We start from the raw sequence: 15,909 nt of genomic DNA on the forward strand, positions 1-15,909 counted from the left end.
AGCATTTTTAAACCCCGGTAAATCCCTTAGTGTAGGGATTTATCGGGGTTTTGGGTGTTAAAGATGAGATAGTTTACCAGTTTTTCAGATAGATTGAAAAGAAGTTTTCATAATTATACATGAAAAAGAGCCTACTCCTATTGGGAAAATAAGCTCTTAAAAGGTCTTACTGTCTCTTTTGATTGTCCTGTTCACTTGCCCGATCAAACTCTCGTCCATCAGTTAACGGATCATGGTCTGTAGCAGAACCCATTTCAGGATTTTCTACTCTATTGCGACTCACCATAGCTCCTGAACTGTCAAAATTGTCATCATTTTCCTGCTCTCCACTGAAGTTTTGAGTCACAATGACGACGTGCCCTTTTTGTATATCCTCTCTATAGGGATAAAGAATATCTTCTGATTCCATATGATCCGGCTGGTTATCATCAGAATTGTAGTCATAAGAGTCAGGGGTAAAGGCATCTTTAATCTTATCCCATGCTGAACGGTGGTCTTCTTTATCATCATCCTTGTAATCAGAATCCTCAGCCTGAATAGCTGTTGCATCCGAACCAACTTCATCTTCCATGAAATGCTTAGAGTATACGATGATATCCTCTTTACGGTACCCTTCTAACTGTAAGGATTTAACTTTCTCCATTGCTTCTTCCTGACTTGCATAGCTGCCAACAACTGTCTTGTCTCTGTTTTCCATACGCCATTCCTCCCACTAGTCAAGTTATATAAAATAAGTCTCTTCTAGTGTCCATTATAGAATGTAAGGACTATGAAAACTATTATTATGACTTGAGGGCCTCTCTAAGGGGAATAGAATAAGAATAAGAAAAACCTCAAGGACAGGACTGAACCTGTTCTTGAGGCTTCAACTATTAGCTTACTCTTCTTCTTCGTCTTCTGATCCAATAAGTTCTGGTTCAGGCATTTCGTCTGTTGTTTCAGTCTCTTCTTCAACTGCGTCTGGTGCAGATACAGATACAACCGTTTGTGTTTCATCTGTAAGCAATTCAACACCGTCACCTAACTCAATATCAGAAACAGCTAATGTATCTCCGATTTCTAAGTTAGATACGTCAACTGTGTAGTCAGTTGGAGCTTCTGCTGGAGCTACGTTAACTTCCAATTCAGAGATGGACTGAGAAACATATCCTTCATCAATGTTCTCTTCACCTGAAATGTAAACAGGGATAGTCATGTTTACTTTTTCGCCTTCTGCGAATGCAAGTAGGTCTACGTGATAGATAAGCGGCTTAACAGCTGCAGTAGATTGTTCTTTAACAAAGACTTGATAAGTATCGCCATTATCTACTTCTACTTTAAATACACCGTTCGCTCCTACTTTACGAAGTGTATCTTCTAATTCTTTTCTTTTGACTAAAACTGATACAGATTCTACTTGTTTACCGTAGATAGCTGCAGGAATGAACCCTTCAACTCTCGCTTTTTTTGAAGCAGATGTTCCTGTTTCAGTTCGTAACTTTGCATTGATTTTCATATATAGTCACCTTCCGAATTTTAGTTTATTTTATGCAAATAGCGTATTTCATTAACTGAACATGCCTAAAATAGTATATCAAAAATGTGACAGGAATGCAAAGAAAAGCGACAAGAACTTTTCCTTTACAGAGTTTTTGTCGCTTCACTTTAATTATTCTATTCGCTATTTAAAATTATTCTAGGAAATCTTTCAATTGTTTCGAACGGCTCGGGTGACGGAGTTTACGTAGAGCTTTGGCTTCAATCTGACGGATACGTTCTCTTGTTACGCCAAATACTTTTCCTACATCTTCTAATGTTCGCTGACGCCCATCGTCCAATCCAAATCTTAGACGCAACACGTTTTCTTCTCGGTCAGTTAAGGTATCGAGTACATCTTCTAGTTCTGCTTTAAGCAGCTCATAAGCCGCATTATCTGACGGGCTGGTTGCATCGTTATCTTCAATAAAGTCCCCTAAATGAGAATCGTCTTCTTCTCCAATAGGTGTTTCTAAAGAAACAGGCTCTTGGGAAATTTTTAGAATATCTCTCACTTTTTCGGTAGGCAAATCCATCTCTGCCCCAATCTCTTCAGGTGTTGGTTCTCGCCCTAAATCTTGAAGGAGTTGTCTTTGAATACGCACAAGTTTGTTAATGGTTTCCACCATGTGCACAGGGATACGAATCGTACGTGCCTGGTCAGCAATCGCACGGGTAATCGCCTGGCGAATCCACCATGTTGCATAAGTTGAGAATTTAAATCCTTTTTCGTAATCGAATTTCTCAACAGCTTTCATAAGACCCATATTCCCTTCCTGGATGAGGTCTAAAAAGCTCATACCGCGGCCCACATAACGTTTCGCAATAGACACCACTAAACGTAAGTTAGCTTCTGCTAATTCCTGTTTCGCTGTATTATCTCCCGATTCAATACGCTTAGCTAATGAGACTTCTTCTTCAGCGCTTAATAAGTCCACTCGTCCGATTTCTTTCAAATACATACGGACTGGGTCATTTATTTTCACACCAGGAGGAGCTATCATTTCTTCTTTTTTAGCTTCTTCAGCCGCTTCTTCTTCTTTGTTTAACTGTTTCGCAAGAGGATTGCCGTCTTCGTCTACGACTCCAATACCCTCATCTTCAAATTTCTGAATCATCTCATCCATTTGTTCTTTTTCAAGACCAAAGGGTTCCGCTAAATCGTCTGTTAATTTCACATAAGAGACGGTTTGTTGTTTATTCTTCTTCAATTCTTTCACATAACGAACAAGAGCTAATTCATATTTTTCGTCAGGCTGTTGGGATTTTTGCTTCGTTGATTTTGCCATAAAATGACATGCCTCCTGAATAGATTTATTTATTTTTTAACTGGCGATACAAATTAATGATTTCTATCGTTAAAGATTGCTGTTTTTCTTTATCGCCATTTCTTTCTGCTGTTTTTAGTTCTTCTTGCTTCTGCTTTAACCGATCTTCCAATGGGTACCGATCGCATATGACATGAATGTAATCTTCTATTTCTCCATTCTCAATGTCATCAGATAATGAAAGCAGCATGATTTCAGTCACTTTGCTTTTCAGCTTTTCATCAGGTAAAAAGTCCATGAATGCCTGAACGGACGGATGATCATGGGAATGATAATAGTCGTCATACAATAAGAAGAGAAGCTGGTTTTCCTCTGTTGTAAAAGTCAGCTCTTTTTCTGATGATTCCAGTATATGCCACACCTCGTCATGAGTAAACAAACGATGGAGCAAGGCTTTCTCTGCTCTTAAAACAGTGGTCATTTTGGGTTTGTTTTGATGGACAATTATACTTTTTGTAGTTGGACGCTCTCTTTTTTCTTTTTCTTTCTGACGCTGGTTTCTTCTTTGGGTCTGTTGCTCCTGAATATACTGATGCATTTGTTCTTTTAAGGAGTCCGCAGAAATTTCAAATTCATCTTGCAGCTGATTTAAATAGAGCTCTCTCTCAACCGCTGAGGTTACTCGCGTGAGTTCTTTTAAAATAATTTCAATATACTTCAAGCGGCCACTTTCATTTTTTAAATTCAATCCATTTCGGTGATACTTCATGAGAAAACTCATTAAAGTGTCTCTTCCATGGGATAAAAATTCTTTAAATGCTTCAACCCCTTTTTCCTGTATATAATCATCAGGGTCTAGTTTTTCAGGAAAAGTAGCGATGTTAATCGTAAAAGGCGTTTCTTGGGTTAAGAAATCAATGGTACGCTTGGTAGCTTCCAGCCCAGCATTATCTCCGTCAAAGGCTAATACAATCTCACTAGTCACTTTATCCAGTGCTCTGACATGTTCTTCCGTTAGACTGGTTCCCATGGTTGCAATGCCGTTTTTAACGCCTACTTGCCATGCTGAGATAACATCCATAAAGCCTTCAAAGAGAATCACTTCTCCTTCTCTCCTAATACTGGCACGTGCTTTATCGTAGTTAAATAAAATACGTCGCTTATTAAACAACTCTGTCTCTGGACTGTTCAAGTATTTAGCTGTATGCACGGATTCTTGGTGTTCTTGCTCGAATGCCCGTCCGGAAAAAGCAACTGTTTGCCCTCGCGCATCTTTGATAGGGAATATGATTCGATTGGAAAAACGATCATAGAATACTCCGTCATCTCTATCAGAAAACAATCCTGATTTTGTGAGCATTTCCGGGTTATCTAGTTTTTCATTTTCCAAGTACATTTTAAGTGCTTCCCTCTGAGGGGGTGAATAGCCCACTTTAAAGGTTTCAATACTTTCTTTCGTCAATCCTCTATCCAGTAAATAGTTATAGGCTGCTTCACCTGCTTGAGTATTGACTAGTATATGGTGGTAGAAGTGTTCAGCTTTCTCATATAAGGTCAGCAGTTTTCCTTTAGTGGAATTTTCAGCTGGCTGATTTTCTTTGGCTCTATCGAAAATAGAGTGATCGACTTGAATATCTGCTAATTCCGCTGTTTTTCCAACAGCTTCAACAAAGGATAAACCTTCCATTTCTTGAAGGAAGCTAAAAACATTTCCTCCTCTTCCACAACTGAAACAATGATAAATCTGCTTTTTCTCACTCACAGAGAAAGAGGGTGTTTTATCATCATGAAAAGGACAGGATGCAAAATGGTTTTGACCTGATTTTCTAAGTTGAAGATATTGAGAAACAACTTGAACAATGTCCGCTTGTTCCCGAATAGCCGTTAGTGTCTCATCTGGTATTCTATACATCTTCATCCCCCTTCATGATTATCCCTGTCTGGTTTTTTCAAATTAAAGCATACTTTCCCTATCTTAATCAAGGATTAGTATACCATTTCTGGTGAGGAATGTAAATATCAGAAAACACCAGTGAAAACATAGGATAGCAACAATCTTTCCATGTGACAACCATCCTGCTTATATAACATGAGAAAGAACCACGCATTAAGGATGATCCTTAAAACGTGATTCTTTTCTCTCTCTTATTAAATTTGTTTGGCTAATCGTGTCATTCGTCTGCCTAAGCTTTTCCATACCACCTGGGCCAAGAAAAAGTCGACCATGCTATGGATGACAGTCCCTACCCCTACTAGTAGAAACACGGCATAAAAAAAGCCATCTTGATAATCTGCTCCGGGTATTAGTCCGAAGAAAAATAAAGAAACCACAGTCACTTCTGCCATTGCGTGAATGAGCCCAATCCAAAATGAAAAGAATTGGCTCTTCATTGGGGAAGCGAGCAAACTTTCTCTTCTATTCCTTAAATAAAGCGCACCAATGAGCGCAAAGACAACGTGACTAAGAGCTCTTAAAGTAATAATGATTGGAAAACCAGCTAGTAAAAAACCAACAGCTGAGCCTATGGACACGGACACAGCGACTGCAGGTGAAAAGAACATAGCAAAAAATATAGGAACATGACTGGCTAATGTAAAGGATGCCGGCTCAATCAACACTTTTATAGGCATGACCATTGGAATAGCTATAGCTATAGCTGTGAGTAAAGCCGTTGTAGTTAGACGTAGTGTACTATTCTTTTTTATAGGAAACCTCTCCTTTAGTTATGTATACAGGTGTCTTGACACCTTTTAGATTATACTACAATTAAAGGAGAAGTCAATACTTACTGGTAGAGGAACCCCTTCATTTTCAGCTCTTGTTCAATTTTATCTAGGAGTGTCTGACTTTTAGCGGCTATGGTATGCGTATGAATCCCTTCTGTCAAAGCAGAGAGTAAGGAAGTGTCATGAATTTCAATTTTTTTGATAAATTCATCCACTTCCAAGCGACTGGAAATGTTTAATTCCCCCCGCATCACACCGTAAACCGGATGCTCGACTAAGACATCCAGGACTTCACCGCCATTGTCCACCACTGTATACAGTTCTTCTTTTGTCTCTTCAGGGGAATGAATGCAGACTAACTGAACGGTGGGATCCTTCTGTCTTGCTTCACGCATCACATACCCTTTAGGCGTAGAAAAAATATCCAGTCCTGATGCTCTGAGTAAGGCAATGTCCCCCACAATGACTTGCCGACTGACATCAAAATGCTTGGCTAATGTTCGGGCAACAACCGGTTCACTACTCTTTCTTAAAAGAGCCGCTATCTGTTCTCTTCGTTTGTCCGCATCCATTTTTCTTCCTCCTTTACTAAATTATGAAGCGAATTGAGCCTCATATAAAGCTCTATATGGTCCGTCATTGGCCATTAACTCCTCATGACTGCCTTCTTCTGAAATGCCTTTATCAGCCACAACCACAATTCTGTCAGCATTTTTAATGGTAGCCAGACGGTGGGCAATAATTAAGGTGGTTCTGCCTTCAGATAAGGAATCCAAAGCTTCTTGAATAGCCTGTTCTGTTTCAGTGTCTAAAGCGGATGTCGCTTCATCCAAAATAAGAATAGGCGGATTTTTCAAGAACATTCGCGCTATCGATAGCCGTTGCTTTTGTCCACCAGACATTTTGACGCCGCGTTCTCCAACAACCGTTTCTAAACCATTCGGCAATTGATTAACAACATCTTCTAAATTGGCCATTTTAACTGCCTTCTCCACTTCTTCGTCTATTGCATCCAGTTTGCCATATAAGATATTTTCTTTGATGGTCCCTGGGAATAAAAAGACATCTTGCTGCACTACACCGATTTGTTCTCTCAAAGAATTCAGTGTGATTTCTTTAACAGAATAGCCGTCAACCGATAATTTACCAGAAGTGATATCGTAGAAACGTGGCAGTAAATTACATATCGTTGTCTTTCCTGCTCCACTTGGTCCTACAAAAGCCACGGTTTCCCCCGCTTTAATGGACAAGTTAATATTTTCTAAGATAGGCTGGTTTTCTTCATAGCTAAATGATACATTTTCATATTCGATATTTCCTTTTAATTCAGCTACATCTGTAGCATAAGACGTGTCTTGGACATCCGGTTTAATATTCAATTCTTCTATTAAACGTTTGAACCCCGCAAAGCCTTTAGGGTAACTTTCAATCATTGTATTGACTTTTTCAATCGGTCGAACAAAGACGTTCGCAAATAATATAAAGGCAACGAGATCGCCATAACTGATTTGTCCCTGAATGGCAAAATAAGCGCCAAAGAATAAAGCAAACAGACTAATCAAACGAATAAAAAAGTAATTATAGGAATGACTGATGGCCATTGTTTTGTAGAACATATATTTAGATTTTCTATAGGCCTGATTCAATTTTGCAAAGCGGCCTTTTTCATGGTCTTCATTTGAAAATGCCTGAACCACTCGCACCCCGCCCACTGACGCTTCAATGCCGGCACTGAACATGGCTAAATCATCATAGATGCGTGTATTGACTTGAGTCATCTTTTTATTGAAAAACCCTAATGCTAAGGCGATAAATGGGACTAGAACAAAGGTCATAATGGCTAGAGGGACGTGGACACTTAACATTAGGCCGAATGCTCCCAGCAGGGTGAAGATTGTGATGAAGACATCTTCCGGTCCATGGTGAGCCACTTCTGCTATCTCAAACAAGTCCGAAGTAAAACGGGTAATGAGTTTACCTGTTTCTCGGTTGTCAAAATAAGAAAAAGATTGTTCCTGAATATGATTATACAGGTCCCTTCTCATATCTGTTTCAATATTTGTACCGAGTTTATGTCCAAAATAAGTAACGATGTAATGCAGAGCGGTATTCACGGCATAAACTAGCAGTAAGCCGATTGAAACCATGACAATCAGATTCCAATTGCCGGTAGGTAGAATATTATCCACCACTCGCTGGACCATGATAGGAAAAGCTAATTCTAAAATGGCCACTAGAGTAGCAGATGAAAAATCTAAAGTGAATAACTTTTTATAAGGTTTATAATAGGAAAAAAATCGTTTAAACATCGAACGTTCATACTCCTTCTATCCTGCAATGAGTAATCCATTTAACTAAAGCAGAAACGCAGTTATTTCTGCTTTAGTGTCTTCTCTCTTATTTAATAACTAAGGCATCAAAGTGAGCGAAAGGTAAGGTCATATCGTTGATTCTCTTTAATAAAGCTAATCGATTCGCTCTCACTTTCTCATTATCTGACATAACCATATTGTTATCGAAAAATGTGTCAATAACCTCATGAAGATTCGATAAAACCGTCCAATAACTGAAAGCCGAAGTTTCTGCCTTCAACTGTGTCTCACTTTCTACAACAGCTTCATACAAGGCTTTTTCAGAATCCGACTCAAACAGTTCTGGAGAAACATCCAACTCTTCATCGGCTTTTTCTGCTAAATTCGACACACGCGTCAAGGATTCAACAATCGGCTTAAAGCTATCTTTCGCTTTTTCTTCTTTCAGTACACGAGCGATAGCAATGAGTTGAATCAAGTCATCTTGATCAGAGCCTAAAACAGCTGCTCGAATATCATGGTCTTTCGACAAGCCCGCTTCTTTCGATAGCCACTGATCGACGCGATCTTTAATAAACTGAATGACACTGTCTTTCTTCTGTTCATAAAGGGCCTTTGTCTCTATGGATTCTGTTTCTGAAATAATAGCATCAATCCATTCATTCAATGGGACATGGACATTAAAGGCTTCAATAATGCGCACGATACCCATGGCTTGACGTCTTAATGCAAAAGGATCATTTGAACCAGATGGAATCAAGTCTATTGAAAAGAATGACAGAAGAGAATCCATTTTATCTGCTAATGAAAGAATCGCTCCTTCAACGGTCTCCGGCAGACTTCCTTCCATGCTGACGGGTAAATAGTGCTCACTAATGGCTTGAGAGACCGCTTCATTTTCTCCTCTTTCCTTAGCGAATATGCCCCCAATTTGTCCTTGTAAGGAAGTAAACTCATTGACGGTCTGAGTGACTAAGTCGAACTTTGCAATCATAGCTGCTCGTTTAAGATCTGACAGCTGTTCGTTGGAAACAGAGAAATAAGGTGCAAGAAGGACTGAAAGGTGTTCGATTCGCTTCTGTTTATCGTATAAGGAACCTAATTTCTCATGGAATGAAACAGTTGGTAACTTCTCAACAAAGTCCTTAATAGACAACTTCTTGTCCTCTTCATAAAAGAAATCAGCATCCGCTAAACGTGCTTCTAACACTTTTTCATTCCCTTTACGGACATGGTCGATTGCTTCATCGTTCCCATTTCTGACAGCGATAAAGTGTGGTAAAAAGGACGCATCGGCATCATTCTCTCTCACAGGGAAGTAACGCTGATGGTCAGCCATTGCTGTTTCCAATACCATTTCAGGGACACTTAAATAGTCTGTATGAAAAGACCCGTAAAAAGCCGTTGGGTATTCAACTAAGTCTGTGACTTCATTTAAAAGAGACTCATTAGATAAAGGACTCTTCCAATTGTTGGCCTCACATAATGCTTCAATTTGGTCTATTATTAACTGCTTTCTTTCCTCACGGTCAACTATAACCTGTTGTTCTTTCAAGGCAGAGACATAGTCAGCTGCATGAGTCAGAGTGATGGTTTCACCCAAGAAGCGGTGTCCTTTTGTCTGGTTACTTGATGAAATATCAAATAAATCTAAGCTCACGACCTGATCATCCAATAAAGCGACTAACCAATGAACGGGACGGATATATTTAAATGAATGGTTGCCCCACTTCATAGAAACAGGAAACGGAATAGAAGCCAAAACGGGTGATAATTCCGAAATCACTTCAGGCGCTGTCTGACCTTTGATATGTTTTTCAACAAAGACGTATTCTTCTCCTTTGACCTCTTTAAAAATAATATCATCTACGCTTGCTTTCTGGCCTTTTGTAAAACCGATGGCTGCTTTGGTCCACTGGCCTTCATCATCTAAGGCGATGCGTTTGGCTGGACCTCTGACTGTTTCGGTCTTATCTGGCTGCTTATCTGCCAAATCTGTTACGATTAGGGCTAAACGTCTCGGTGTGCTGTAGGCTCTAATAGATTCATATGTGAGGTTGTTCTCATTGAAGTGCGCAGAAACTCTTTCTTTTAATTCTTTAACAGCTGAGGAAATGACTTTAGCAGGCATTTCTTCTAAGCCAATTTCCAGTAGAAATGTGTGTGACATTAGTTTTCCTCCTTTACGCCATATTTCGCAATCCATTTATCTGTTTCTTCTCCATGCAGGAGTGGAAATTCTAAACGGGCACGTTCTTCTAGGAATGCTCGTGCAATTAATCGGGCCATGTTTCGGATACGTTTCAAGTAATCTGGTCGATCTGTGGCAGAAACGGCTCCTCTAGCGTCTAACATATTGAATGCATGGCTGCATTTCAATACATAGTCGTAAGCTGGGTGGACTAAGCGGTTTTCGATTTGTTTGAGCGCTTCTTTTTCAAATACAGAAAACTGAGAGAATAAGAAAGCTGTATCACTGTGGTCAAATGAATAAGCCGAGTGTTCATATTCCGGTTGTTTGAATATTTCTCCGTATTTTACTCCAGGCGCCCATACGATATCGTAGACATTATCGACATCTTGAATATAAGAAGCTAGTCGTTCCAAACCGTAAGTTAATTCACTTGTGACAGAATCGACTTCTAATCCACCCACTTGCTGGAAGTACGTGAATTGAGTGACTTCCATACCGTCTAGCCAGACTTCCCATCCTAATCCAGCACAGCCGAGAGATGGGTTCTCCCAGTTGTCTTCTACAAATCGGATATCGTGCTTTAAGGGATCGATACCTAATGCTTTTAAACTGTCTATATACAATTCTTGAATGTTTTTTGGTGAAGGCTTCATGACCACTTGAAATTGATGGTGCTGATACAGACGGTTAGGGTTTTCTCCGTATCTCCCGTCAGCCGGTCTGCGGGATGGTTCGACATAGGCTGCATTCCATGGTTCAGGTCCGATGGCTCGTAAAAAAGTATACGGGCTCATTGTTCCGGCTCCTTTTTCGGTATCATAGGCTTGCATTAGCATGCAGCCTTTATCTGACCAGAACTGCTGTAACGTTAAGATAATATCTTGAAACGTTTTGGTGTTTGACATAATGGTTCGCTCCTTTATATTTGTTCAATCGTTTAATTGTTTTTATACGCTCATGCTAGATAAAGAGTCTCATGCGTTCGTATAAAAGGAAGAAAATAAAAAGACTCGTCTCTATACTGGTTCAAATTGGCCAGTATAGGGACGAGTCTTCTCGCGGTTCCACCCTACTTCTAACGGTTAACGTTAGCTCTTTCAATCATGCACCTATAGACGCCCTTCAAAATAAAGTCTTCTGTAGCTTTCACCCTCCTACAGTCGCTTCTGTTAGACTTTTATTTCTACTCCTTCTACGATGTGCTATTCAATTTGTTTTCTAAATTTAATCTTACAGAAAGAAAGTTATTTGTCAATAAACATTCTTTTATTTTTGTACATCTAGTACTAAGCGTTGCTTGAATAAATGGTCTTTTAAATCTTCCAGCTGGTCTTTATCAAAGTAGATATAGTAAACCGTGGGAAGATTCTCATTAGACTCCAACGCAAAGCGCACTTTGAGGCGTTTCTTTTGTTCAATGACTATCCAATCTTTTGTTTCCTCAAACGGAAAAGCTTGCGGATACATATTTCTTAAGGCATTACCCGTATTTAAAGGGAGAACTGTTTTATTTGTCAATCCTCTATTAAATAAAGACAGAATTAAAGAAATAGCTGGTGTTAAAAAGAATAGATAATCAACTACAGTCTCTCCTAAAGCATAAGCCATGCCACCAAACACACTTATAATCAATAATATAATAACAAATAGGCTTTTAGGTAAACGATGGAATAGTTTGATCGGTTTTATCTGTCTTATTTGGAATACTATCAGCATAATAAACCCAACAACCAATATAAATCTAAAAACTATGTCTACCCTCTCCTTGTCAACTATTTAATCAAATCCTGCCAATTTTTCATTTCATCAATAAATTTCTTACTCTTTAATTTTAAGCCTACGAGTTCTTCATATAATATATCCAAGACAGCACGTATCTCGTCTTTTGTCTCTTGTTTAACAGAAACAGTGTTAATCTTTTCCAAAGAAACAACTGAAAACAGACGAATAAAGTGAATGGCCCGGGGAAAAGCATGGAGCCGCCTTTCGTCTTCATGGAAGTGTGCCGGGCACAAAAGTCCATGATGTTTACTCGAATAGTCAAAGGCACCCTCAGTTTTTCCGCAGAATACACAGCCTCTCAATTCTGGTAGGACTCCGAAATACCTTAAAAAGCGCACTTCGAAGATATTCATGACAATTTCTTCGTCTTTGCCTTCATTTATATAAGACATCCCCTGAATTAACTGTTCAAAGAGTCTATTATCCACTACCCGATCTTCTAACGCTGCATCCGCTAACTGTAAAACATACGTAGCATAGGCATTTTTGAAAATATCCTGTTGAATGACACTAAAGGGTTCAACATTTTTAGCATCTCTTAAAAAACTTAGACCATCATCCCGAATGTCTGCTATAAAAGTAGAAGATGTAAAAGGTTGAATGGCTGGTCTAAGTTTAAAGTTTGGATTTTTCGTTCCTCTTACAAAAAACATTAATTTACCGTAACGGTCAGTGAATATCTTAACCAAATAATCTCTTTCCCGGTGTTTTCGAATCGATAACACTAACCCTTGTACTTCTTCTAACTGAGACACTCAGTCACCTTCTCTAAAGATTAATATTCATCTTCGTTATAGCCGTAATCTCTCAAGTAGAACTGCTTTTCACGCCAGTCATTTTGAACTTTCACATATAAATCCAAGAAGATTCTATCCCCTAAAAGAGCCTCGATATCTTTTCTCGCATTCATTCCAATATCTTTCAGCATTTTTCCGCCTTTACCGATGATAATCCCCTTTTGAGATTTTCGTTCAACGATAATCGTTGCTTCTACTAAAACCTTCTGGTCATCTTCTCGTTTCATTCCTTCAACAACGACAGCGACAGAATGCGGCACTTCTTCACGCGTACGCTCCAATACTTTTTCCCGAATCAGTTCTGAAACGATAAAATACTCCGGGTGATCCGTTACCTGATCTTCGGGATAAAACTGAGGACCTTCCGGCAAGTATTTATTGATGGTTTCAACAAGACGCTCCACGTTATTCCCTTCAGTAGCGGAAATAGGAATAATCTCTTGAAAATCCATTTGTTCATTGTAGTCTTCAATAATCGGCAATAGTTCATCTGGATGAACCTGATCGATTTTATTTAAAACTAAGAAAACAGGGCTTTTCACTGTTTTTAATTTTTCAATGACAAAATTATCTCCAGGACCTCTTTTTTCAGTTACGTTTACTAAAAACAAGACCACATCGACTTCATTGATGGTACTCAAAGCAGTCCGAACCATAAAATCACCTAAGCGATGTTTCGGTTTATGAATACCTGGAGTATCAATAAAGATGATTTGTTCATTTTCTGTCGTATAAATACCCTGTATTTTATTACGGGTCGTTTGAGCTTTATCACTCATGATTGCTATTTTTTGCCCAACCAGCCTGTTTAACAGAGTTGATTTTCCAACATTTGGTCGACCGACTAATGAAACAAAACCTGATTTATAATGCTCTTTTCCTTCTCTCATCAAACCATATCACCTGACTGGAATGCACCTGGAAGTAGCCCAGCTACAGTCGTTTCTTTTATATTCCCTTTTCTGTTCGTTAATAGAACAGGCATATCGGCATCACAAAACTCCGCCAACACTTGTCGGCAAGCGCCACAGGGTGAAATAGGATGATCTGTATTCCCTGTCACAACCAGATAGTCAAATGAAGTATTTCCATCTGATACAGCTTTAAACACAGCTGTTCTTTCGGCACAGTTCGATAAACCGTAAGACGCATTTTCAATATTGCATCCGCCATAGACTTGTCCATTCTTAGTTAAAAGAGCTGCACCAACTGGAAATTTGGAATACGGTACGTAAGCTTTGTCTAACATGCGAGTAGCTTCTAAAACCAACTGTTCTTTTAATTGTTCATCCATTTTTTTCGCCTCTTTACATTAATATAGTAATCAATTTGGGCAGGATAATAATGCCTCCGACTAAAACAGCAAAAGAAGCGGTCACCAAAACTACAGCCGCCGCCATGTCTTTTACTTTTTTTGCAATAGGGTGGTACTCCTGAGTAACTAAATCGACTAAGTTTTCTATTACTGTATTGACTATTTCCATTACCAGGACTAAGTAAGAAACAAGCAGGAGCCATAACCATTCGTTTAAAGATAAAGGTAAAAATAAGGCAACAAGTATAACGAGAACTAAACTGGCTACATGAACCTTCATGTTTCTTTCTTCTTGGAATACCGTTTGAATGCCCTTGAAAGCAAATTTAAACGATGTCCTAAATTTCCTGTTTTTTCCTGGTAACTTCTGCTTATCGTTTAAGGCCATACTCATCTAATATCTCCTCTTGTAAGGCAAACATGATTTTTTCTTCAGACAGAGACATGTGATCGTATCCGTTTAAATGTAAAAAACCATGAACTAATAAAAACCCAATCTCTCTTTTTAAAGAGTGTCCATACTCTTCTGCCTGTTCGACTGCTTTATCATAAGAGATAAAGAGGTCACCTAAATCTCTTGTGATTTCTTCTCCCTCAAGTTCCAATAGGGTAAACACATCGTCTTCGTCATCTTCCACAGCAAAACTGATGACATCTGTTACAGCATCCTTGTCTCGGTATTCTCTGTTTATTTCTCTAATTTTATCATTGTCTACAAAGGTTACTGATACTTCGATAGTGTCTTCTAAATTTAATTTTTCTTTAGCCACTTGAAGGAGGTCTATCATCCAACCTGTTTCTTCTTCTTTAAAATGCTTTGTTTCATCATATATTATAATATCCATTATTCTTCCCTATCCGTTTCATTGTCGTAAGCACGAATCACCTTAGCAACCAATGGGTGTCTAATGACATCCTCAGCTTCAAATCGTATATTCCCGATACCTTTTACATCAGTCAACACACGTTCCGCGTGAATCAGCCCACTGCTTACTCTTTTTGGTAAATCCACTTGTGTCGTGTCTCCGTTGATAATCATTTTAGAACCAAAACCTAAGCGCGTTAAGAACATTTTCATCTGTTGAACCGTTGTGTTTTGAGCTTCATCTAAAATGATGTAGGCATCATCCAAGGTTCTCCCCCGCATGTAAGCTAAAGGGGCAATTTCAATGGTCTCTCTTTCAATGAGTCGATTGGTGTGTTCTGTTCCAAATATAGTATAAAGCGCATCGTATAACGGTCTTAAATAAGGGTCCACTTTTTCTTTCAAGTCTCCTGGTAAGAAACCAAGGTTTTCTCCAGCTTCCACAGCGGGGCGTGTTAAAATAATCCGTTTCACTTCCCCTTTTCTCATTGCCGCTACTGCCATAGCCACCGCAACGAAGGTTTTACCTGTTCCTGCTGGACCTATGCCAAATACGATATCATTTTTCTTGATCGATTCAACATAGTTTCTTTGGCCCACATTTTTAACTCGAATAGACTTGCCGTCTCTGTCTTTCGTAATTTCTTCTTCGTACATACGGACAAACTGCGACAATTTTCCTTGTTTCGCCATTCGAATGGCGGATAGTATATCTGCTTTTTTTATGGCTATGCCTTTTTCATCAAGCAACAACAGCTGCTCAAATAAAGTCTCAATGAGTTGGATTCTATCGCTGGGCCCTTCAATTTCCAGCTTGGTCCCTCGACTATTAATGGACACACCCATTTCCTCTTCTATTAATGTAAGATAACTATTTTGTGGTCCAAATAGTGTAAACACTCGTTGAGAATCTTCTAAATCGATTCGCTTTTTTTCTTTTCCGTCAATCAAGCAGACAGCATCCCCTTTTTGTATATTTCTAATAAATAATATCACACATGCGAATAAAACTCTATTAATCTAACGAATATCGGTATTATTTAAGGATTTTTTACAATATAGATTATGGTTAGGGTGTCAAAACCTAACCGGTTTACTACTTTTCCTTGTTAACAGTGCGATTTTGCCCGCTCT

At 39.0% G+C, this 15,909-nt stretch carries 16 protein-coding genes; all 16 read right to left on the reverse strand.

The window, feature by feature from the left end; all coding sequences use genetic code 11:
* Window positions 1-166 precede the first annotated feature (166 nt).
* The 16 genes from ABDZ53_RS11190 to ABDZ53_RS11265 all read right to left on the reverse strand — a co-directional run bounded on the left by ABDZ53_RS11190 (window position 167) and on the right by ABDZ53_RS11265 (window position 15,726).
* Window positions 167-697 (reverse strand): general stress protein, encoded by a 531-nt coding sequence (locus ABDZ53_RS11190; RefSeq protein WP_343756556.1) that lies wholly within the window; start codon window positions 695-697, stop codon window positions 167-169.
* Between the two features lie 180 nt (window positions 698-877).
* Window positions 878-1,495, reverse strand: coding sequence for a 50S ribosomal protein L25 (locus ABDZ53_RS11195; RefSeq protein WP_343756557.1), 618 nt, complete (start codon window positions 1,493-1,495; stop codon window positions 878-880).
* 175 nt (window positions 1,496-1,670) lie between these two features.
* Entirely contained in the window at window positions 1,671-2,804 is a 1,134-nt protein-coding gene (gene rpoD / locus ABDZ53_RS11200; protein WP_343756558.1) for an RNA polymerase sigma factor RpoD, read from the reverse strand.
* Between the two features lie 25 nt (window positions 2,805-2,829).
* Window positions 2,830-4,695, reverse strand: a complete 1,866-nt coding sequence (gene dnaG / locus ABDZ53_RS11205) for a DNA primase (RefSeq protein WP_343756559.1) — start codon at window positions 4,693-4,695, stop codon at window positions 2,830-2,832.
* Between the two features lie 236 nt (window positions 4,696-4,931).
* The gene (locus ABDZ53_RS11210) at window positions 4,932-5,489 is read right to left on the reverse strand and encodes an ECF transporter S component (protein WP_343756589.1); all 558 of its coding nucleotides are present in this window, start codon (window positions 5,487-5,489) and stop codon (window positions 4,932-4,934) included.
* An 80-nt stretch (window positions 5,490-5,569) separates the two neighbouring features.
* The gene (locus tag ABDZ53_RS11215; protein WP_343756560.1) at window positions 5,570-6,082 is read right to left on the reverse strand and encodes a transcription repressor NadR; all 513 of its coding nucleotides are present in this window, start codon (window positions 6,080-6,082) and stop codon (window positions 5,570-5,572) included.
* Window positions 6,083-6,103: 21 nt separating this feature from the next.
* Entirely contained in the window at window positions 6,104-7,819 is a 1,716-nt protein-coding gene (locus tag ABDZ53_RS11220) for an ABC transporter ATP-binding protein (RefSeq protein ID WP_343756562.1), read from the reverse strand.
* An 88-nt stretch (window positions 7,820-7,907) separates the two neighbouring features.
* Window positions 7,908-9,992, reverse strand: coding sequence for a glycine--tRNA ligase subunit beta (gene glyS / locus ABDZ53_RS11225; RefSeq protein ID WP_343756564.1), 2,085 nt, complete (start codon window positions 9,990-9,992; stop codon window positions 7,908-7,910).
* Window positions 9,992-10,921 (reverse strand): glycine--tRNA ligase subunit alpha, encoded by a 930-nt coding sequence (gene glyQ, locus ABDZ53_RS11230; protein ID WP_343756567.1) that lies wholly within the window; start codon window positions 10,919-10,921, stop codon window positions 9,992-9,994. Before glyQ ends, glyS begins: the two co-directional genes overlap by 1 nt.
* A gap of 361 nt (window positions 10,922-11,282) precedes the next feature.
* Complete coding sequence (locus ABDZ53_RS11235; RefSeq protein ID WP_343756570.1) at window positions 11,283-11,732, reverse strand: hypothetical protein; 450 nt, start codon at window positions 11,730-11,732, stop codon at window positions 11,283-11,285.
* Between the two features lie 56 nt (window positions 11,733-11,788).
* Entirely contained in the window at window positions 11,789-12,553 is a 765-nt protein-coding gene (recO, locus tag ABDZ53_RS11240; protein WP_343756572.1) for a DNA repair protein RecO, read from the reverse strand.
* Between the two features lie 20 nt (window positions 12,554-12,573).
* Window positions 12,574-13,485, reverse strand: a complete 912-nt coding sequence (gene era, locus ABDZ53_RS11245) for a GTPase Era (protein ID WP_343756574.1) — start codon at window positions 13,483-13,485, stop codon at window positions 12,574-12,576.
* Window positions 13,485-13,889: a cytidine deaminase gene (locus tag ABDZ53_RS11250; protein ID WP_343756577.1), complete on the reverse strand. Its 405-nt coding sequence runs from the start codon at window positions 13,887-13,889 to the stop codon at window positions 13,485-13,487. The genes era and ABDZ53_RS11250 overlap by 1 nt, the downstream gene beginning before the upstream one ends.
* 13 nt (window positions 13,890-13,902) lie before the next feature.
* Entirely contained in the window at window positions 13,903-14,304 is a 402-nt protein-coding gene (locus ABDZ53_RS11255) for a diacylglycerol kinase (protein WP_343756580.1), read from the reverse strand.
* Window positions 14,282-14,755 carry an rRNA maturation RNase YbeY gene (gene ybeY, locus ABDZ53_RS11260; RefSeq protein WP_343756583.1) on the reverse strand — a complete coding sequence of 158 codons (474 nt, stop codon included), beginning with the start codon at window positions 14,753-14,755 and terminating at the stop codon, window positions 14,282-14,284. Before ybeY ends, ABDZ53_RS11255 begins: the two co-directional genes overlap by 23 nt.
* A complete protein-coding gene (locus ABDZ53_RS11265; RefSeq protein WP_343756586.1) occupies window positions 14,755-15,726 on the reverse strand; it encodes a PhoH family protein in 972 nt (323 codons plus the stop codon). Before ABDZ53_RS11265 ends, ybeY begins: the two co-directional genes overlap by 1 nt.
* Between the last annotated feature and the right edge of the window lie 183 nt (window positions 15,727-15,909).

This window comes from Alkalibacterium iburiense (assembly GCF_039521845.1).
GTDB classification, from domain to species: domain Bacteria; phylum Bacillota; class Bacilli; order Lactobacillales; family Carnobacteriaceae_A; genus Alkalibacterium; species Alkalibacterium iburiense.